This window comes from Bacillus sp. HNG, assembly GCF_003400205.1.
Classification (GTDB): Bacteria; Bacillota; Bacilli; order Bacillales; family Bacillaceae_L; genus Ferdinandcohnia.
The window spans coordinates 14,079-34,992 of record NZ_QUQV01000011.1; the positions used below are offsets into that span (position 1 = coordinate 14,079).

Below are 20,914 nucleotides of genomic sequence, written 5' to 3' on the forward strand. Positions count from 1 at the left end.
TGTAACTATTTATTTGCTTTAATATCTTCAAGTGGTTTAGCATTCCCATAAATAGGTTTTGGCAGCTTAGTAGGCTTAGCCCATTTGACGGCATTGCAAATCACTCGTTGAATGTCCTTATGATAATAAGTTGGGTATGTTTCATGACCTGGGCGGAAGTAAAAAATTTTTCCTTTTCCTCTTTGATATGTACAGCCACTTCTAAATACCTCTCCACCTTCAAACCAACTCACCATTAACAGCTGGTCAGGTGCTGGAATATCAAAATGCTCACCATACATTTCTTCTTTTTCAAGCTCGATATATTCACCAAGCCCTTCCACAATCGGATGGCTTGGGTCGACAATCCAAATTCTTTCTTTTTCATCCGCTTCACGCCATTTTAAATCACAGGAGGTTCCCATTAAAACTTTAAATATTTTCGAGAAGTGTCCTGAATGAAGGACAATGAGCCCCATCCCATCTAGTACTCTCTGCTTCACCTTCTCTACAACCTCATCACTTACCTCATGATGGGCAAGATGTCCCCACCATACTAAAACATCTGTCTGGGCAAGTACATCATCTGTTAAGCCATGCTCTGGCTCATCCAGGGTGGCTGTTCGAACCTGGAATGACTCTTCCTTTAAAAAGCCCGCAATCACCCCATGAATACCTTCTGGATAAACCTCCTGTACAATCGGATCCTTCTGCTCATGGCGATTTTCATTCCAAACTGTTACTTGTAGCATGATATGTCCTCCAGTCTACTCATTTTACCTTCACGTTCCTATTTCTATATTCATTCGGTCTTACCCCAATTAACTTCTTAAACAGTTTGCTAAAGTATTTCTCATTCTGATAGCCCACCAGATTTGCAACCTCATAGATTTTCAAATGTGGGTTTTCCAATAATTCTTTTGCTTTTTCCATCCGAATCTTCATTACATAATCGGTAATTGTATCGTCAAACTCTTGCTTGAATTTCCTTGAAATATATTCCCGACTAAAAAAGAAACGGTCCGCTATTTCTTGTAGATTGATTTCATTCTGATAATTTTGTCTTACGAATTCTTCAATCAAATGGATTCCTGTTTTCTCATTTTGATAGTTTTGAGTCGGAATCAATGTTTTTTGTTGAAGAGCTTCCTCCTTCCATTCGACAATCGCTTTTTCTAACGTTTCATTAAGCACGTCCGGCTCAATCGGCTTTAATAAATAATCAAAGCTTTTATAAAAAATAGCATTCCTCATGTACTCAAAGTCATCGTAACCGCTTACAACAATGGTTTTACTCAAAATTCCGGATGTGTGTATCCATTTCAAAAGACTGATTCCATCCCTTTTGGGCATTCTCATATCTGTAAAAATGATCGCAGGCTGATGCTCCGTAATAAGGTGCATTGCCTCTTCCCCATCTTTTGCCTCAAGAATCGTATTGATTCCAAATCTTTTCCAATCTGCTAGCATTAGAAGTCCATCGCGCACATGCTTTTCGTCGTCAATAATGATCGCTTTCATAATCAGCACCTTTCACATCAATCGGAAGTCTCATCGTCACTAAAAGACCGCCTTCCTCATTATTTTGAAGTTGTAAAGTAGCCTGGTCATGATAATAAAGCTTTAATCTGGCATATACATTCTTGAGTCCAATATTGGTCCCCTCACCCATACTTGTTCCACTATGAAAATACGAATCGATTTCTTGAAGCCTTTCTTCAGATACACCCGTTCCATTGTCTTTTACGGCAATGAATAATTCATTTTGTTGGATTGAACATGATAGCGTAAGCATACCAACTTCAGTCCGATCATCAAATCCATGCTTGAAATAGTTCTCGATGATCGGCTGCAGAATCATTTTCGGAACCTTCACTTCTTGTGCATTTTCATCTACATCAATGATGAATTCGAATTGTTCTCCAAATCTTTCTTTCTGTAAAAGCAGAAACGCTTTTATATAATTTATTTCTTTAATCAGTGGAATTATGTCTTCTTCCATATTCATTCCGTATCTCATAATCTTTGAAAGCTGAGTAATCAACGAATAAATTTGTGGGACATTGTTCTTTAACGCAAGTGTACCTATCGATTGAAGTGCATTGTATAAAAAATGTGGATTTATTTGCGATTGAAGTACACGCAATTGATTGGTTTTGTTTTCTATTTCAAGCTTGTATTCCTTATTGATGAGATGATTGATTTTTTCAATCATTTGTTTAAAGCGATTCCCTAAAACCCCTATTTCATCCTCGCCCAAAGGTTGAAAATTCACATCCATGTTTCCTTCCTCCACCTGACGGATGTTGTGGAGAAGGATTCGAATGGGAGACGTTATTTTAAATGAGACAAATAAAGTTGCAAGCACAACTAAGATTAATCCAATTACCCCAAACAAGATGTTGATAATCGCGACGTTATTCACACTTTCATAGAGAGTTGTATATGGAATTCTTTTGATTAACATCCAGTTCCCTGAAATCTCTGGGAGCTTATTATAGACCATGACTCCATGAAAGGAATCATCACTCCATTCCAAAGTCCCATGTTCTTCATTTGTATGAACGATTGTTTCAATCCACGCTTTGTGATCTGCCTTTTCCCCTTGTGTAGATTGAAAGATAAAATCCCCTTCAGCTGAAACGATATAAAATTCCTCATTTTCTTCGTTATAAAGATTTTGGCTTATTTCAAGGATTTTATCTGGTGTAATTTCCAATGTGACAAAGGCAAGAACGTCATTAGATGGTGAATTAATAAAAGAACGGTGAATAGATAAAACGGTTTTTGGCCGTTTCACATTTACAATATCGTCCAAATCATTCTGGATATGAATCGGTTCAATATACATATTACCTTGGCTTTTTTTTGCCTTTTCGAAGGCTTCTTCGTTACCATTTTCTACCTTATTTGCAAATACAACTGCTGATTGCTTTGAAATGGAGATGATTCGGTCATCATTCTCAAACGTAATATAGACCCGTTCAATATTTTCTTCTGCATATAAAATCGTCTGCAGAACATCCTTCACTGTATCCAAGATCTGATAATGTTTTTCCTTATGTGGAGACCTTAAAAAACTCACAATATCAGGATTATTATAGAGTGAGAGCGATAATCCATTCAGTTCTCGGATATAGCTCGAAAGATTTTCCTTCCCTTGATATAAGAGACTCTTATTCTCTTGAACGACTTGATCCTTCAACGATTCTTTAATATGAAAATATGTAATCGCAATAGACGTTCCAAACGGCACGATTGTGGTCAGTAGCAATAAAACAATTAGCCTATTTCGAATACTCTTTTTGAACAAAGGGCATCTCCCTCCTAGATATATACAGTTATAGTATAAAATAGAAAGCACATCTAGTATAGACATGCTTTCTATCAAGAAGGGAGTCATCACTGAATGACTACTTTAGGATTTGATTACTTCAGGTTATCCCATGTTTCTTGGAAACGAGCTAATAATTCATCGTAATCAATTTTTCCTGCTGCATATTCTTGGATGGCTGCTGCTTTCTCCATGTTTGCCCCATCTGGCCATCTGAACCAAGTCCACGGAATGGTTTTGTCATCCTTGGAATATTCCAGGATTGAGAGGCCAAGATCACCTAATCCTGTCGGTTCGATGTTATCAAATGCAGGGATAAACGCGAATTCTTCTGTAATATATCGTTTACCAGTTTCGGATGACACCATCCAATTTAAGAAATCTTTAGCTTCTTGCAGATGCTTCGAATTTTTATTCAATACCCAGTTGTTCGGAACCCCTACTGGCAGACGATTTGCTGTGGCTTCATCATCCGTCATTGCAATTGGAAGGAAGCCCATATTGATGTCAGAATTAATTTCATAAATCATGTTTTCTGTCCAGTTTCCTTGTTGAAGCATAGCCGTTTCACCAGAAGCAAATAATGTAACTTGAGTGTTATAATCGGTTGTCAGTGGATTATCATTTGCATATTTTAACTCTAAATCTAATACATTCTTAAAATCTTTAAAATGCTGATTACCCACAATTTTTTCTGTTCCAGCATAAAGTCCTTCGATAAATTTCACCGGATCATCCTGCTGTGCAAACGGAATATTAAGTAAATGTTGCCCAATGACCCACCATTCTCCATAACCAGCTGAGAAAGGTGTAATTCCAGCTGCTTCAAGTTTTTCTGCAGCTTCTTGTAGCTCTGCGAATGTTTTTGGAGCTTCTTTAATGCCAGCTTTTTCAAATAAATCCTTGTTATATACAAATCCATACCCTTCTAAGTTAACAGGCATCCCATAAAGCTTACCATCTGTATCTGTCATTGGAACTTTACCAATTGGCAACACATGCTCTACCCATGGCTCACCAGAAAGATCAGCTAAGCGTTCTTTCCAAAGCTCTAACTCCTTAAATCCACCATTGTTAAAAATATCTGGTTCGTCACCTGAAGCAAATTTCGCTTTTAATGCTGCACCGTAATCAGCACCACCACCAACAGTTTCAAGCTTAATCTTGATGTTTGGATGTTCTTCCTCATACTCATCAATCATCGCTTGAAGCTGATCAGCAATCTCAACCTTGAACTGCATCAAGTTTAGCGTAACGGTTTCCCCATCAGTGCCTCCATCTCCCTTGCCACCTGTCTTTTCCTTATCCGAACAGGCGCCAAGGATAGTTAAGAACAAAACCATTGTGAACAAAAGCAATTTGCGTTTCATTAATCTGTTTCCCCCTTTATCATGTGAATTTTTATATTATACAAAAACGTATAACCACTATTTAATCGATCCTGAAGCAATTCCCTTGATAATATGTCTTTGTAAAAACAGGAAGAAGATGATGATGGGTGTGATCCCAAGAACAAGCGCTGCTAATCCCATATCCCATTGTTTTGTATACTGAGCAAAGAATGAGCTTGTCGCTAAAGGAATCGTCCGCAGCTCTGCATCTGTTAAAACAAGCAAAGGCAATAAGTAATCATTCCAAATCCATAAGGTATTTAGAATAATGACCGTCACGGTAATGGGTTTTAATAACGGAAATACAATTCTCCAAAACACACCAAACTGCGAACAGCCATCTATTCGTGCAGATTCCTCAATTTCAATTGGCACCGTCTTCACAAATCCGTGAAAAAGGAATAAGGACAATGGAACACCAAACCCAAAATACATGATCACCAAACCTGGAATGCTATTGACGATTCCCAACATCCCGCCAAGCTTCATCAACGGAATCATAACTGACTGGAAGGGAATCACCATTGCTGCTACAAAAAAGATAAACAAGAAATTACTAAGCTTTCCACCCGTTCTGACCAACTTCCATGCGGCCATCGAACTAATCACAACAATTCCAATATTACTAGCTACCGTAATAATCAATGAATTCCAAAACGCTCGTGGAAAATGAATGATATCCCATACCTTCACAAAATTCGCAAATAGAAATTCCTTTGGCCAGGCAGCCGCATCTATTAAAATCTCAGAAAAAGCTTTCATTGAATTAATGAAGACAAAGTAAAAAGGGATGAGAAAAATGAGCCCTAGCACAATTCCAACAATCTCTAGAAGAAAGGTCTTCTTTGTGTACCTTTGGTTCATTATGCCTCAACCTCCTTTTTCTTCGTCATCACGACTTGAACAGTCGTAAAGACCGCTACAATCACAAAGAATAAGACCGCTTTAGCAGTACCTAGACCGAAGTTGTTATACTGAAAGGCTTCCCGATATATATTAATGGCGACAGATTCTGTTGAGTTAAACGGTCCCCCGTTCGTCAACGAGATATTAATATCGAAAATCTTAAAAGCCATCGATATCGTCAAAAAGAAACAAATCGTAAACGCAGGCAGAATTAACGGCACCATAATTTTTGTTAAGACATTCCAATTCGAAGCCCCATCAATTCTAGCAGCCTCTACTAAGGATTGATCCACTCCCTGCAAAGCAGCGATATAAATCACCATCATATACCCTGCCGTTTGCCAAGCGAATACAATCACGATTCCCCAAAAGGCAGTAGCCTCATCACCTAACCATGCGAGCTTAAAAATACCAATATCAGTATATTTCCCTACCGATGCGAACCCCTTCACAAAGATGAACTGCCAGATAAACCCGAGCAAGAGACCACCAATGACATTCGGCATAAAAAAGACGGTTCGTAGAATATTTCTTGTCTTTAAGGCTCCATTTAGCAATAACGCCAATCCGAATCCTAACAAATTACTGATGATAACAGCTGCAAACATAAACCTTGTTGTAAACCAGAAGGAATTGAAAAACTTGGAATCGTTGGTAAAAATCTTTTTATAGTTTTCAAATCCAACCCATTCCACCGCTGCGCTAATCCCATTCCAGGATGTAAATGAATAATAGATCCCCATCAAAAACGGGATAATTTGAATCACCACAAAAAACAGTAATGCAGGTCCAACAAAAGCAGCATAGGTTAACACGTTTTTCCATTTAATTTTTCGTTTTGGTCTAAGTTCTGGTTTTCGGCTCAGTTTACCTTCATTTACTGCTGTCTTCGCCTCCATTTACACCACCCCCTTATTTATGAAACCGTTTTCTTTTATTATAGCTGGTCGAAAATCAGAATACAGGAAACAATATTGACGGATAGGGGGTACTAAATTGACCTCGTTATGTCTTTTGGACTATTTTCTATTCCGTGAAAGTGAATCGGTTGAGGGTAAAACTAGAAATGGTTCGGGGATTTCCTAAGCCGAAAAAGGGGTGCGATGCAACGTGACAGGTTAGAAAAATAAGATCGGAATTGCATTCTGGATTGAGTTATTAATTGCTCAGCCAATAGCAAGATTTGTAATAAAAAATTACATGCTGGTCAGACTCGTATAGCAGAAAATGCTTATTAATCAGTATAAAAAAGTAAAAAAAAACATTATTCCAAAGCGGAAAAATGTTTTTTATTTAGTCAAATTAGTCAATGATAAATCTAAGTCGGTTTATTAAATAGCTACATGGATAATCTCGATGTCCCACTGTTCATATTGGTTTATTGTAGATTGAGGAACTCCATCTTCTACTATTAAATAATCCAAATCTGAAAGAGAACCAACGGAGTAATTAGAAATTGTATTTAGTTTATTTGTGGTTAAGAGTATAGCAACCTTCCTTGAACTCCTTATCATTTGTTTTTTAACCAGTGATTCTTCAAAGTTTGGTACACTAATGCCGAATTCTGGATGAAGCGAATAGGTGCCTAAAAAACATAAATCTGCTTTTATGTCCACTAAAGTGTCTATCACTGTTGTTCCAATGTTTACAAGTGAATCCTTTAAAAATTTCCCACCCAGCATCATGATGTCTAAGTTTGGATGATTTGACAATTCAACACAGATTACAGGACTATTTGTGATGATGGTAGCATGCAGGTCTAAGGGGATTTCTTTCGCCAACTGAAGGTTCGTTGTACTTCCATCTATTAGTATGACTTTTCCTTGTTTTATTAATTCCTTACCTGTTCTGGCTAATAACCTTTTTTGTTCTAGTGATTCTTCTTGTCTATCGGAAAATAAAAGAGACATTGAATTAACAGGGAAAGCCCCCCCATGAACGCGTAGGATTAATCCTTTAGCATCCATCTCTCTTAAATCTCGTCTAACAGTGTCCTCTGAAACATTTAATTTATGGCTTAAATCTTTAGCGAAGCGTGGGCGAACTTGGATGCTTTCGGTGACAGAATCCCGCATCCCCGTTTGCCCGTGCCTCGGTTATGCCTTCGATAATTTCGTTAATCAATGTTTTCAACGGTGCATTCTCCTACATTCCCCTTCACGGACTCTAAGATTGGAACGTCAGGAAAATGACTAATCTTCTTCTATAAAAATCTCAGTCCCCTCCTCGTTCATTTCGACTTTTATTCCACCATTTTCTTCCTCATTTGTATTGGCCTGTTCCGTTGGCTCATCACTCTTCTGTTCGTCGTTCTTTCCTTTTTTAAAATCATTCATGGTCGATAAAAAGTCCTCCGCTAATTCTGAGGGGATGATTCCCGTTCCATATGTAGCGCCAACATTTAAGCTCCCACTTAAATCCCTTACCCCAAGGTGAGCGATATTATTATTCAGTTCATATTTATCAATTAGCATTCGTTCAACCTTTATATCCTGATAAACAATAGGGAGATCGTTTGATTTCGATTGACCACCTAATGCTTTCTTGATTTCATGAAATTCCTTAAGGATCTGTTTATTTTCAGATTCACATTGTTTGATTCGTTCTTTTAGGCTAGTCATGTCATTGCTAAGGGTATGTAACTGTTCCTTTAGTTTGTCCATTTCGTAAAACCACTGAGCGGTCATTCTTTTTTCCACAGTGGCAATGATTTTCGCTTCAAAATCATCAGGTATGCTCTGAAACTGCTTTTCCTTTTTCCCCTTTGTTGCAGAGTTCTCTAACGCATTCATGGTGGAAATGGCAAGAAAGTTGCTTTCCATTTTCAAGAATCGCTTCATTGTCACTTCAAGCGTATTGATTCTCTTAAACTCCACTTCAAGCTTTGCAATCCTCTTTTCTAAAGCGTCTCGATCATTATCATTATGAGAATTTCTTTTAAAAGACAACTTTATCATCACCACCCTCTACCATTTATTCAACAATCAATAATTGTCTATTCGATTATGACAAACTCCTCTGGCTCTACCTTTTTGTGATAGGTGATCACGAGGAGTCCATGGTTAAATCTGGCTCTTATTGGATTGCCATCTGTTGGTTCTGGAAGCTCAATCGTGCGCTCGAATTCGCCATATACTCGCTCGTTTTTCAAGGCTGTTTCTGGTTTAAATGGCAATCTTGATATTCCTTTTATGGTTAGTTTTGATCCAATGACTTTTAACTGGATGTCTCTTTTATCAATACCAGGGATTTCGATTAAGATGACAATTTGAGAGTCTAGCATGAAGATATCTATTGGAGGATATTCCATTGATTCTGCCGAACGACTTGCTTGGTGTTGATTTTGTTCCGACTTCATATCCTGCATAAATTTCCTTGCAGATTCCTTATCAAATACCTGGTTCCAAAAATCACCCGCTTGATATTTCTGGGCAACCTCCATCCACTGCTTGAGCTTTTCAAAATCCACGATGCTTCCCTCCCCTCGTAATTCATTTGACAAGCTAAATATTATTGCCTTCTATTACTAATCATATTGTTCGATTAGCGTTTCATTCCTGTGAATTCGTTACAGCATCCCTGATTTACCTATTATCTAAGGAACAAGACGCCCATCCGCTCATTCAATGGGAGGGACGTCTATTTGTGTATATTGCATATCGGTTGCCTTAGGTAGTTTGATTTGAAGATATTCATCTTTAAAGGTGGTAATAGCTCCTTTTTTCTTGACAATCTCAGGCAGGGCGAACACATGATAACTTTCTTCATTCGGGTACCCCTCAATGATGATTTGGTTGGATGTATGAAAAATTTTTAAGTTCGATAATTTTGATGAATCCTTTATTCTAAACTTTACATACACGTGATCAAGAGAATCAAATATCGAAGGAGTTAGTTCACTTGAATTCGCTTGGTCGGGTATAGTAATTTCTCCATCTTCACTTACCTGGTTCTCATGAAATGCACGATTTAAAACAGAAGCATTATTTTGAAAATAATCCAGGGAAGTGGACATTGATTTTGAAATCGACTCTTGAACAAATTTTTCAATGCTCGAAGACTCTGTTGACTGTTTCATCAACTGCTGCATGATATCATTAAATGGAAAGAGGGATTTAAAGGGGAACATTTGATAACCTCCTTATACTCAAACTAAAATTGATTCGAAACAGGGAAAGATGGATTAAAGATTTGGTCTTGATCTGTAACATCTGTATCTAAATAACCTTCTGCAATCCAAGATGAATTTGGTGAAATATCACCTAAAGAAAAGCTTAAACCTACATTTTTTGAATTGGCGGTGTGGCTGTTATGAACCGTTCCACCAATATCAAAATTCGCGTTTTGACTCATGTTGTTCGTCTTTATATTAAAAATATTAATCATATAGGGCATCTTATTTAGTCCTTTCTCTTTGTCATTATCCTTTATCAAAATCGCCTTGGTATTAAAAAGCAATCAATCCTGAGTGGCATTCACAACTGCTGGGTTTCCGATATCGCCTTGATCATTTAAATCTGGATCAATAAACACGTTCTCCATCCCTGCAGAAGTTGGTGAAAGATCTCCATAGGATGAATTTTCCCCTTGGGACTTAGAGTTTGCTGTGTGAGCATTATGAAAGGATTCACCAATATTCACTGAACCGTTATTCGAAATGCTATTTACTTTCATGCTATAAATATTGATATGAGTTGGCATATTGATTACCTCCCCCTTCATGTTCTTTTATCTTATGCAATAGGCATGCAGGCTGTTATCCCTAATTTGAACTTGTAACAATTACACAAAAAAATAAGCACATTTCCATTCAATAGAAATGTGCTTACCAGTTTTATTTTTATGAAGCTGAAGCTTCAGCTTCTCTTAAAGTTTCAACTTCAGCAGGAGGGTTAAATTTCCCTTCCCATTTCGCCACAACAAGGGCTGCTAATGAATTACCTACCACGTTAACCGCAGTTCGTCCCATATCTAGAATACGGTCAATACCCGCAATAAATGCTAAACCTTCAGCAGGTAAACCAATTGTACTAAATGTAGCTAATAGCACTACAAAGGAAACACCTGGTACTCCTGCCATTCCCTTAGATGTTACCATTAACACCAACATGAGGGTAATTTGATGACCAATGCTTAAGTCAATTCCGTACATTTGAGCAATAAATAAAGAAGCTATAGCTTGATATAAAACAGATCCATCCAAATTAAAGGAATAACCTGTTGGAATAACGAAAGTCGCAATATGCTTTGGACTTCCTGCTTTCTCCATCTTGTCCATAATTTTCGGAAGGACGGTTTCCGAGCTTGCTGTTGAAAAGGCCAGGATAAGCTCTTCCTTGATCAACTTCAGTAATTTAAAAATACTGAATCCAACGAATTTAGCAAGTAAGCCTAAAACAACAATCACAAAGAAAATCATCGTTCCATATACAGTAAGGGCAAGCTTACCTAATGGAATAAGGGATGAAAAACCGTATTTCGAAATTGTTACACCGATTAATGCAAAAACACCAATTGGGGCATACTTCATAAATAAGTTCGTCACATAAAACATGGCATTTGCCATACCTTCAAAGAAACGTAATACTGGTTTTCCTTTTTCACCAATTGCAGCAATCCCTAGTCCAAAAACGACTGCAAAGAAGATAATCGCGAGCATATCGCCTTCAACCATCGCTTGAATTGGATTAGTCGGAACAATGTGAAGTAGCGTATCGGTAATCGATTTTCCTTCTTGTTCCTCTGAAGTGTGGACATAACCAGAAATGTCACTTTGCTCTAGCTTGTCCATATTTAGACCAGCACCGGGCTGAAAAACATTGGCAGCAATCAGGCCGACCGCAATCGCAACTAATGTCATACCTATAAAATAAGTAAGTGATTTAGCACCTAACTTCCCAACTGATTTTAAATCACCGACACCTGCAATCGCAACGATGATACTCGAAAGGACAATTGGCACTACAATCATTTTAATTAAACGGATAAAAAGATCACCGAACGGCTGTAACACACTCTGTGCTGTTGGACTTCCATAGAAAATCCCACCGACGATAATCCCTAATACAAGACCGATAAAAATTTGAGTGGCTAAACTTAATTTAAACTTTTTCATAAATTACCTCACCTTCTTGATGTTTTTTATATAGCTGTATTGCTTAGGCAAGGGAAACAAATGAATACGATAATTTACCCAAATAACGGCTATTGCCGACTTATGATGCTATCGTTCTCGTTTCCACTAAATTGCTTACGAGGTTAGCTTTCAGGTTAGGACTATCGGAAACACTGAGCCCCTTCTTTATAAGAATTCACCTATAACGGAAATATCCGTGTAAATCATTGGGTCCCCCGCTCTTAAAAATAGGCTCTATTCTAAAAGATTGTTGCTTTCAGATATAAAGTGCAAACCTAGTTAGTGAAGCGTAATTCAACGATAAAAACAACAAAGTTTACGAAAACAGCCTAAAATAAGATTAAGCACATATGAACTAATAGAATTTTATCATTAAAATACTATATTAGTAAACTATTGATTATTTCCAGCAAGGTGTAGATTCCATCCTTCATTAAACTTTTATACCATTTTTTCAGTTTCATCATGCGAGCAAACACGTTATTCTTAAATAATTATTTTTACAAAACTAAAAAGGGAGCAGTCTCTATAAAAGATAAAGACTACTCCCCATTGGCGGAACGCTTCTTATTTAATATCTCCTGTCAAACCGGTCCTACAGGCTTATTTTAGATGTGAAGATATAAATGTTTCTACCTTTTGGTTTAATATCGTTTCCTCTGCAAAGGCAGGTGGAAGATTCGCTGTTTTGTAACCTAGGATTTTTTGGTTTACCGTTTCTTTAATTGCCAGGAAGAGTGGATTGCTAAGATCATAAATGGACATAAGGGAATTTATCTTTTGATGATGAGTAAGCGCTTCTTGTAATTTCCCAGATTGAAAACAATTATATAGGTTAACAGAATGTTCGGGGGCAAACACGGAGGTACCGTTAATCGACCCTGCTGCTCCTATTTGTAGCGCTGGGAGGACTAAATCATCGAAAGCTGCGAATACAGCAAAATCCTCTCTCTTCTTTTTTGTCTCAAAAATAAGCTTTCTAATATGCCCAAGGCTATCAATCGTGTCTTTCATACCAACAATATTCTCACAGCTTTCAGCAAGTCTTGCAATGAGCTGTGGTGACAGACTCTGGCCGGTTAACATCGGAATATTATAAATCAAGACAGATATATCAACACCTTTAGACACATTAGTAAAGTAGTCAAAAAGTTGATCCTCTGTAAACTTCCAATAGTACGGATTTACGACAAGTACCCCATCTGCCCCGCATTCCTGGGCATGACGGGACAAGTCAATTGTATCCGCTAAAGAAGAAGTCCCTGTACCAATAAGAACAGGTACCCTGTTATTCACATACGGAATCATTTCAGCAATGAATCGCTTCCGCATATCCATGGATAGAGAAGAAAACTCTCCAGTACTTCCCATATATAAGATCCCGTGTACCCCTTTATTAATGAGAAAATCTGTTAACTGTTTGTTTGCTTCCCAGTTAAAGTCTCCATCCTCATTAAATAACGTGACAACCGGAGAGATTATCCCATGAAACTTACCTGATTCTCGTGCCACTTATTCATCACCCTTTTTGCAAAGTTTAAAACTCTCCCCCATCGCTTGATGGAGGAGAACGTGAATCCGGTTACATCACTTTCTCACTAGGTACCTGAACTTTTACAGGATTCGCTAATACACCAATCGTGGAAATCTCAATTTCAATATGGTCGTTCTCTTTAAGAGTAAATTCGTTTGGCGGTACAATCGAGGTGCCCGTTAACAGGACCGTACCTTCAAAAATTTCATTGTCTCGAATCAAGAACGAGACAAGTTCTTCAAATCGTCGTTTTAACTGTGCTGTATTGGCGGTTCCCTCAACGACCAGTTGGCCATCTCTGAAAATACGGCAGGTAAGTTGAAAATTATATGGGTCTTCTACCGTTTCCGCAAGGCGAATAGCTGGTCCAATCGCACATGAATGTTTCCATACCTTTGCTTGTGGTAAATAAAGGGGGTTCTCTCCCTCGATGTCCCTGCAACTCATATCATTGCCGATTGTATAGCCAACAATCCGGCCACCTTTTGTGATGACAAGCCCAACCTCTGGCTCAGGAATTTGCCAGTTGGAATCATTTCGTAAGTAAACGGGAGTATTCGGACCAATGGTTCTGGCAGCCGTTGATTTTAAAAATAGCTCAGGCCGCTCAGCATCATAGACTTTGTCATAACATGTTTGGTCGTCGTTTTTTCCATTTGTAGTTTCATAGTTTCTTGCATCCCTACTTTTCTCATAGGTCACTCCAGATGCCCATACCTCTGGGGCAACGATGGGAACAAGCAATTCCAATTCGTCTAGACTCTCTCTAATAGGTTCCGTCCCTGCTATAGAGTTTTCAACCAATTTAAGAGCTGTAACTCCAGCAGCTTCCGCTTGATTCACCAATTCCATAAAATCCGAATATGGCAAAGAATAAATATCTCCTTGATCAGTTAACGCTCCAAGTACAACTGCTGAATGATTATTTACAAAACGAATGATTCTCATGTAAATTCCTCCTGTTTTATAATATAAAACTTAGTTTTGTAATCTAAACAAAAATTAACTACACAAGATGGTGCAACATAATGAATAGCAACCGAGGATTTTTATGTCTTACGCCAGAAAAATCCTTAACGTTACTTGATCGGTAAATACATTTCGTATCCCAATTCTCTAGATATTTTCATCGAAGCTTCTTTGAGCATCTCTACCGTCCGCTGTAGTTTTTCTTGGTTGATACCTGCTGAATGCTGAGACATACTCATCGCTGCTGCAACTGTTCCAGTATGATCCCAAATCGGAACTGCAACGCAGGTGATACCTGGTTCATTCTCTTCCTTATCCATTGAAAAGCCTTTTTCCCTTACGTTTTCAAGTTCAGCCAAAAACAGTGTTTCATCTGTGATTGTATTAGGAGTCTGCTGAACGTACTCATAGTCTTTAAGGATTTCTTGTAGCTCTTTACTGGATTTATGTGCAATAAGCGATTTTCCAACCGCACTGCTATGCAACGGTATTCTTCTTCCAATCCTTGAGTACAGTACTGTCGCAGAAGGACCTTCCACCTTATCAATATAAATTCCTTCTTTGCCATCGCGAATAACAAGATGGACTGTATTTCCCGACTTTACCGACAACTCAATTAAATACTTCTTGGCAACCGTGCGAAGGTCGAGTCTTCGAATGACAACATTGCCACGTTCAAATAGTTTCATTCCAAGTCGGTATTTACCGTTTTCAGGATTTTGCTCAATATATCCTCTTTGCCTCAAAGTCTGCAATAAGGAGTGTACTGTACTTTTATGGAGTTGCATTTTCTCACTAATTTCAGTGATTTTCATTTCCTGTTCGTATTCATCGAATAAATCGAGGATACGGAGGGCACGATCTACTGATTGAATGATAAGCATTATTCTCACCCTTCTAAAGTCCTAAATATGAATACATTTTACCATAATAAGTAGATTAGTAATATGTATTCTTGCTGTTAACGAAGCACTTCCGTATCTCTTCCATCCTGACGAATTTGAGACCAAAACGGGTACCCTTCCACATCTCCTGCAGTAGTGAGGGCGAAGGCCCCTACCCTGTTTCCAAGACGGACCGCTTTTTCTAATGACCATCCTCTTAACAGCCCAGATAGGAAGCCAGCAGCGAACCCATCGCCTGCACCGATTGGATCAACGATTTGGGTTACGGTATAACCAGGAACAAATCCTTCAACTGTTTTCGTTGCGTAATAAGCACCGTTGTCCCCCAGCTTTACCACAACTGTTTCTACACCTTTCTCCAAAAATGAGGAAGCGATTTCGGTTGGTTGTTTCTTTCCCGTTAAAATCATCCCTTCTTCCAGACCCGGAAGGACGATATCAGATTGGGCGGCAATGTCGTTCAAAATCCCGTACGCCTCTTCTTTGCTCCAAAGCTTCAGACGAATATTCGGGTCAAAGACTACCTTCACTCCATTCTTTTTTGCTAAGGAAATGGCATGCATGACGGTTTCTCTGCAAGAAGGGCCTAACGCAGGAGTAATTCCGGTTACATGCAGGAACGTTGCTGTTTTGATTTGTTCTTCATTTAGATCTCCTGGAACCATCCTACTAGCAGCAGAACCTTTCCGGTAATATAAAATATTCGGTTCCTGCATTGGCCGCATTTCCTTAAAAAATACTGCGGTAGGGTTATTTTCGTCAAAAATGACACCCGAAGTATCAACGCCTTCTCCTCTAATAAAGTTGCGAATGTAAATGCCAAACTCATCCTTTCCTAGCCTTCCAGTCCATCCCACTTGATGACCAAGTCTTGAAAGGGCGATTGCGACATTCGATTCTGCTCCCCCAATCGTCTTTTGAAAATTGCTGGTAAACCTTAAGGGGCCAGGTGTAATTGGGGTAAACAAAACCATTGTTTCACCAAATGTGATGACATCCATACGATAGCCCCCTGTTTTTCCATTTGTTAATGTGATTTTTCTGAAAGATTGGTTGAGTAAGCAGCCAAATCCTCCCTATAGTCATAAACAGCATCTTCTGCCACCTCGAATGGAACAACACCATTGGCCGCATCCGTATGTCCCGCCATCCGGTTGCTTGCGGCTACCAGACGCTGGCGCTGACGAATCGTTTTTAGTCTTGTTTCTCCCAGCTCTTTCCTAGCCTCTTTAGCCGTTTCAAACTGAAACACAAGATTTCCCTTTTGGAATTCGCCTTCATCTAAATAGTCGATTCTTTTGTTTCGAAGCTGCAGATAAAGCACATCCCCTGTCTTTAAGTATAGAATTCCTCCACCATTCTTCGCTTCTGGAGTCATGTGCCCGATTGCAGCACCGTAAGTTACTCCGGAATAGCGGCCATCACTGATTAACGTTGCCAATCTTTTCAGCTTTCGGTTCGCGTTAATATGCTGCATTGGAGTAAACATTTCTGGCATTCCGAATGCTTCCGGTCCCTGCCCAGACACAATGACTGAAATTTTTAAAGCACCCTCGGCAACCATAAAGTCAAATAGCTCCTCATACTCCAAATTCATACCGTTCTTAAACAAATCCGGTGCATTGTGTTTGAGCATCGCCTTCATCGTTGAATAGTTAAAACTTCTATTCTGCTTTAATTTTTCTAATAAATTTTCTTCCAACAATCCTTCATTGGCACTATGTTCATTATCATAGAAAAGAACAAATGACGCCTTGTGATCAAAATTATCGAGTTGTGCTGTCGTCATTCCGCTTATCTTAACCACAGCACTTTCAAAAAAGTTCCCTGTTAACACGTCTACCCCGCTGAATGACCTTCTTGGTTTTGAGAGAATAATAGGATTATCCTTTACTCCAGTTGCCGGTAAACCTTGTTTTTTCGAGAGTCGCTCTCTCCATGTTGTCCCGGTTACTGTCGGTGCATCTATATCCATTGGGACGCCATTTTCAATCAACTCATAGATAAGTGTTTCCATCCCTTTAATCTGACCACTACAGCATTGCATCGCAAGTGCAAAAATGTCTCTGCCCTCAGTCAGGCTATAGTTAAATAAATCTGGAATAGGAACCTCATGATGGATTTGGTCATAATCCCACAGATTAAATTTATAACCGCCGTACACCATCGCAGCAACGATGTGCATCATCAAATTGGTGGATCCCCCTGATGCACTGTGAATTCTGATCGCATTTCTAATATTAGCTGCCATAATGCTAGAAGTTCCAAATGCTGGATCATTTATCATACCCGCAAGTGAATCCACTGCTTCATTGACCTCAACCTGTGTTGGTGGAGCTGTCAGTTGTTCAACTGCCGGATGTACGAGCCCCATCCCCGCTACCAGGTGGCGAGAGCTGTTTCCTGTTCCGTTAAAGGCACAGACACCACCCTGACCATCACAAGTTGCAACAGCCAATTTCTTTTCGTAAAGCTCATGCTGACTTTTCGTTATAATACCCCGCTCACGAGCGCGTTCAAGTACCCCTTGAAACGCTGTATTTGAGGAGCATTGTAAAATGTACGAAAGAGCGTCACGCAGGTCAAAGGCAATATCCTCTGCCCCTTTCGCTTCTGCGAGGAGAGCTACTTCTTCAAGTTCGGAAAAAAGTGCACTTGGGATTGTTCCTCCTTTTAGAACATGAGCAGGGGCAAACGTAGCAAAAAACGGCGCTTCATTTCGGAATTTGCGAACACGGTCTAAATGAGCCAATGCACTTACGACACCAAGAGGCTGTTTATCGCAACCTTGAATTACAAAGGCCCCGTGATAGCTATGGGCTTCCAGCTGGTTCACGACCATTTGGGCAACTGCATTCCGACTTTGCAAAGAATAGCTCATGCCTTGGTTACTCTGAGCGGTACCATCACACATAACCGGAGTTGCAAATTGGAAAGGGACTCCTCCGTTCTGCCAAATCCGGATGGCAGCCCTAGCAATTGTTTGAAAGTCCATGATATGGGCAGGATGATCCTGCGAACCTCCAATAATCGCAATTCTTGGCGCATTATGATGAAGCCTGTCATAAATCTCTTCTAACGACCAATCGGGCTGGAACCCTTTTAATTCCGTTTGGAGGATTTGTTTGGAACGGTCCAACAATCCTGCGACACAGATTGGTTCATTTGCTTTACCTTGAACATTATCACGATAAGGATTTACCGTATTCTCTATATAGGGAAATTTCACTGACATCAAACCTACCTCCTTATTACCATTCGGCTACACTGCCATCTTCGTTTCTCCAAATTGGATTTTTCCAATCATGCCCCTTTTCAGCTGCAGCTAAAACGGCCTCTTCATTCACATCAATACCCAATCCTGGACCTTCGGGAATCTCGACAAACCCATTTGTATATTTAAAGACGGATGGATCTGTTAAATAGTCAAGCAAATCACTGCCTTGATTGTAATGAATACCTAGGCTTTGTTCTTGAATCACCACATTTGGTGTACAAGCATCCAATTGGAACGAGGAGGCTAGGGCAATCGGTCCAAGTGGACAGTGCGGGGCAACCGAAACGTCAAAAGCCTCTGCCATAGCAGCAATCTTTTTGCATTCAAGGATTCCACCGGCGTGAGAAAGATCCGGCTGAATAATATCCACATACCCATCCATTAAAAGCTGCTTAAAGCCCCAACGACTATATTGCCGTTCACCTGTAGCAATCGGGCAGACAGTATGCCTGGCAATTTCTCTTAAAGCCTCATTGTTTTCTGGTAAAACGGGTTCCTCGATAAACATCGGGCGGAAAGGTTCTAATTCCTTTACGAGAATTTTTGCCATGCTCTTATGAACCCTGCCGTGAAAGTCGAGGGCAATCCCAAACTCTTTACCCACCGCTTCTCTTACGGCAGCAATTCGTTGAACGGCCGCCTCTACTTTTGAATGAGTATCAATATAATCCATTTCTTCTGTGGCATTCATTTTGACTGCTGTAAAACCTGCATCCGCCTTTTCCTTGGCTGCATGTGCCACATCTGTTGGCCGGTCTCCACCAATCCAGGAATAGACCCTGATTTTTTCCCTGGCCTTTCCACCTAGCATTTCGTACACCGGAATGTGATAATACTTCCCTTTTATATCCCAAAGTGCCTGTTCAATTCCGGAAATTGCACTCATCAAAATTGGACCGCCTCTGTAAAATCCTCCTCTGTAAAGAACCTGCCAGTGATCCTCAATCCTTAATGGATCTTTTCCGACAAGATAGTCGCTGACTTCTTGCACACAGGCTCTTACTGTATCTGCTCGCCCTTCAACAATTGGTTCTCCCCATCCTGAAATCCCTTCGTCTGTCTCAATCTTCAGGAATAGCCAACGGGGAGGCACTTTATAAAGTGTTAATGATGTGATTTTTATAAAAATCCCTCCCAAATAAACTACTTAAGTTACGAAAGGCAAAAATCCTAAGCCAAAAAAGGAATTGTTTTTCTAGTAAACTACCTATATACCAACGTTTGAACTAGAAAAACCCATGGGAGCTAGATCAGATACTATTTCGATAGAATCTAAGCTTTTCGCTTCCTCCAACATCGATTCTGATATCCATATCTCCTGGATATCCAATGTATTTTTAATCCTGACGATCCTTACTTTACTTAAATCAAAAGCATTACATGTTTTAATCGCTGCTTTTACTGCCAATTCCTCATTTTCTAATATCATCGGCAGCTTGACGACCTGTGTGACTGTGCTAGTTAACGCGTTTGCATACCCTTTTTCCCAAATGGTTTGATCCATCACCTTTTGAGTAGACACATCGGCCATGCCAATTCCATTGGCGTTCCCATGTGTTTTCTCAGTTAATCCCAAAACTGCAATTCTGGTTACCTGAGGACCGCCACTAGCGTAAGGTGTTGCATATCGTCCAGTTATATTTGGATCCATTCCGTCTCCAGAAATGTCCTTCCCTAGTTCATCAACGACAAGAACATCGATTGGATCAAACATGATTCTTGGCATTAACGATTTTGCTTCTATTAAAAGCTCCGGCTCACGGTGGATAAGATCCTCTGCCGGAATCGCAACAATTTTAGCAGGTCGATCATAGGCATTTTCTAACGACCCTAGACCAAAAATAATCGGCGTACGGTCAATAGCTATTTTCGCCATCTCTACTACATGTTCGGCCATGTATTTGAAGCTGAATGCATGCGCAGCCTCCGCTCCTTTTTGCTTGCCAAGTCCAATCGTAATCATTTTCATCAGTCCACTTTCTACTGGTCCCCGAAAAGCTGTATGAGGTTTAATCCTGTTGATCACAATGATTTTATCTGCTTTGTAAGCATGAAGATCCATATAAATTGGAAGACCGTTTGGTAGTCTTCCAATTTCTACAACTTCCATGGTAGCTAGAATGGGGGCACCAATTGCATCTTCCGTTACCCCCAACTGCTCGAGAACATCCACTTGACCTGCGGCGGTTGCCCCTCCATGGCTGCCCATCGCCGGCACTATGAATGGATGTCCTCCGACACTTTTCACCGCATTCACAGTCTCCCTAACCAATTCGGGCAAATTGGCGACGCCCCTTGAACCAACAGCGATCGCTACTCTGTCTCTAGCTTCAACTCTATGAATTACCCCAGCCGTATGAATCGCTTTATGAACAGCCTCTTTAACATTTTCAACTTCTGGGGCATGAAATTTTTGCCTTATCTTTATCATTCGTGGAATCTCTATGTCACGCAGGAGTTCTTTTATGATTTCCATGTTCTCT

At 39.7% G+C, this 20,914-nt stretch carries 20 protein-coding genes and 1 riboswitch; all 20 genes read right to left on the bottom strand.

Features of this window, described 5'->3' with window-relative positions; all coding sequences use genetic code 11:
• Window positions 1–5: 5 nt before the first annotated feature.
• The 20 genes from DZB84_RS17835 to DZB84_RS17930 all read right to left on the bottom strand — a co-directional run bounded on the left by DZB84_RS17835 (window position 6) and on the right by DZB84_RS17930 (window position 20,907).
• Complete coding sequence (locus DZB84_RS17835; RefSeq protein ID WP_116353689.1) at window positions 6–731, bottom strand: ThuA domain-containing protein; 726 nt, start codon at window positions 729–731, stop codon at window positions 6–8.
• Between the two features lie 19 nt (window positions 732–750).
• Window positions 751–1,500: a response regulator transcription factor gene (locus DZB84_RS17840; protein WP_116353690.1), complete on the bottom strand. Its 750-nt coding sequence runs from the start codon at window positions 1,498–1,500 to the stop codon at window positions 751–753.
• On the bottom strand, window positions 1,481–3,292 hold the full coding sequence (locus DZB84_RS17845) for a sensor histidine kinase (protein ID WP_116353691.1): 1,812 nt from the start codon (window positions 3,290–3,292) through the stop codon (window positions 1,481–1,483). Before DZB84_RS17845 ends, DZB84_RS17840 begins: the two co-directional genes overlap by 20 nt.
• 116 nt (window positions 3,293–3,408) lie before the next feature.
• The gene (locus DZB84_RS17850) at window positions 3,409–4,683 is read right to left on the bottom strand and encodes an ABC transporter substrate-binding protein (RefSeq protein ID WP_116353692.1); all 1,275 of its coding nucleotides are present in this window, start codon (window positions 4,681–4,683) and stop codon (window positions 3,409–3,411) included.
• Window positions 4,684–4,740: 57 nt separating this feature from the next.
• On the bottom strand, window positions 4,741–5,568 hold the full coding sequence (locus DZB84_RS17855; RefSeq protein ID WP_116353693.1) for a carbohydrate ABC transporter permease: 828 nt from the start codon (window positions 5,566–5,568) through the stop codon (window positions 4,741–4,743).
• A complete protein-coding gene (locus tag DZB84_RS17860; RefSeq protein WP_116353694.1) occupies window positions 5,568–6,509 on the bottom strand; it encodes a carbohydrate ABC transporter permease in 942 nt (313 codons plus the stop codon). The genes DZB84_RS17855 and DZB84_RS17860 overlap by 1 nt, the downstream gene beginning before the upstream one ends.
• Window positions 6,510–6,941: 432 nt before the next feature.
• Window positions 6,942–7,685, bottom strand: a complete 744-nt coding sequence (locus DZB84_RS17865) for a DeoR/GlpR family DNA-binding transcription regulator (RefSeq protein WP_116353695.1) — start codon at window positions 7,683–7,685, stop codon at window positions 6,942–6,944.
• Between the two features lie 117 nt (window positions 7,686–7,802).
• Window positions 7,803–8,558: a hypothetical protein gene (locus DZB84_RS17870; RefSeq protein ID WP_142759850.1), complete on the bottom strand. Its 756-nt coding sequence runs from the start codon at window positions 8,556–8,558 to the stop codon at window positions 7,803–7,805.
• Window positions 8,559–8,605: 47 nt separating this feature from the next.
• Window positions 8,606–9,079, bottom strand: coding sequence for an Hsp20/alpha crystallin family protein (locus tag DZB84_RS17875; RefSeq protein ID WP_116353697.1), 474 nt, complete (start codon window positions 9,077–9,079; stop codon window positions 8,606–8,608).
• Between the two features lie 150 nt (window positions 9,080–9,229).
• Window positions 9,230–9,739, bottom strand: coding sequence for an Hsp20/alpha crystallin family protein (locus tag DZB84_RS17880; RefSeq protein ID WP_116353698.1), 510 nt, complete (start codon window positions 9,737–9,739; stop codon window positions 9,230–9,232).
• Window positions 9,740–9,762: 23 nt separating this feature from the next.
• Window positions 9,763–10,005 carry a spore germination protein gene (locus tag DZB84_RS17885; protein WP_116353807.1) on the bottom strand — a complete coding sequence of 81 codons (243 nt, stop codon included), beginning with the start codon at window positions 10,003–10,005 and terminating at the stop codon, window positions 9,763–9,765.
• 63 nt (window positions 10,006–10,068) lie between these two features.
• Entirely contained in the window at window positions 10,069–10,311 is a 243-nt protein-coding gene (locus DZB84_RS17890; RefSeq protein ID WP_116353699.1) for a spore germination protein, read from the bottom strand.
• Window positions 10,312–10,450: 139 nt separating this feature from the next.
• Window positions 10,451–11,725 carry a cation:dicarboxylate symporter family transporter gene (locus tag DZB84_RS17895; RefSeq protein ID WP_116353700.1) on the bottom strand — a complete coding sequence of 425 codons (1,275 nt, stop codon included), beginning with the start codon at window positions 11,723–11,725 and terminating at the stop codon, window positions 10,451–10,453.
• Window positions 11,726–11,842: 117 nt separating this feature from the next.
• Window positions 11,843–11,990: riboswitch (cyclic di-AMP (ydaO/yuaA leader) on the bottom strand.
• Window positions 11,991–12,349: 359 nt separating this feature from the next.
• The gene (locus DZB84_RS17900; protein ID WP_116353701.1) at window positions 12,350–13,258 is read right to left on the bottom strand and encodes a dihydrodipicolinate synthase family protein; all 909 of its coding nucleotides are present in this window, start codon (window positions 13,256–13,258) and stop codon (window positions 12,350–12,352) included.
• A gap of 70 nt (window positions 13,259–13,328) precedes the next feature.
• A complete protein-coding gene (locus DZB84_RS17905) occupies window positions 13,329–14,228 on the bottom strand; it encodes a fumarylacetoacetate hydrolase family protein (RefSeq protein ID WP_116353702.1) in 900 nt (299 codons plus the stop codon).
• A gap of 131 nt (window positions 14,229–14,359) precedes the next feature.
• Window positions 14,360–15,133, bottom strand: coding sequence for an IclR family transcriptional regulator (locus DZB84_RS17910; RefSeq protein WP_116353703.1), 774 nt, complete (start codon window positions 15,131–15,133; stop codon window positions 14,360–14,362).
• Window positions 15,134–15,210: 77 nt separating this feature from the next.
• On the bottom strand, window positions 15,211–16,155 hold the full coding sequence (locus DZB84_RS17915; RefSeq protein ID WP_116353704.1) for a sugar kinase: 945 nt from the start codon (window positions 16,153–16,155) through the stop codon (window positions 15,211–15,213).
• A 26-nt stretch (window positions 16,156–16,181) separates the two neighbouring features.
• Window positions 16,182–18,389 carry a dihydroxy-acid dehydratase domain-containing protein gene (locus DZB84_RS17920; RefSeq protein ID WP_223254496.1) on the bottom strand — a complete coding sequence of 736 codons (2,208 nt, stop codon included), beginning with the start codon at window positions 18,387–18,389 and terminating at the stop codon, window positions 16,182–16,184.
• A gap of 16 nt (window positions 18,390–18,405) precedes the next feature.
• The gene (gene dgoD / locus DZB84_RS17925; protein ID WP_116353808.1) at window positions 18,406–19,554 is read right to left on the bottom strand and encodes a galactonate dehydratase; all 1,149 of its coding nucleotides are present in this window, start codon (window positions 19,552–19,554) and stop codon (window positions 18,406–18,408) included.
• Between the two features lie 84 nt (window positions 19,555–19,638).
• Entirely contained in the window at window positions 19,639–20,907 is a 1,269-nt protein-coding gene (locus DZB84_RS17930; protein WP_116353706.1) for a nickel pincer cofactor-dependent isomerase, group 22, read from the bottom strand.
• Between the last annotated feature and the right edge of the window lie 7 nt (window positions 20,908–20,914).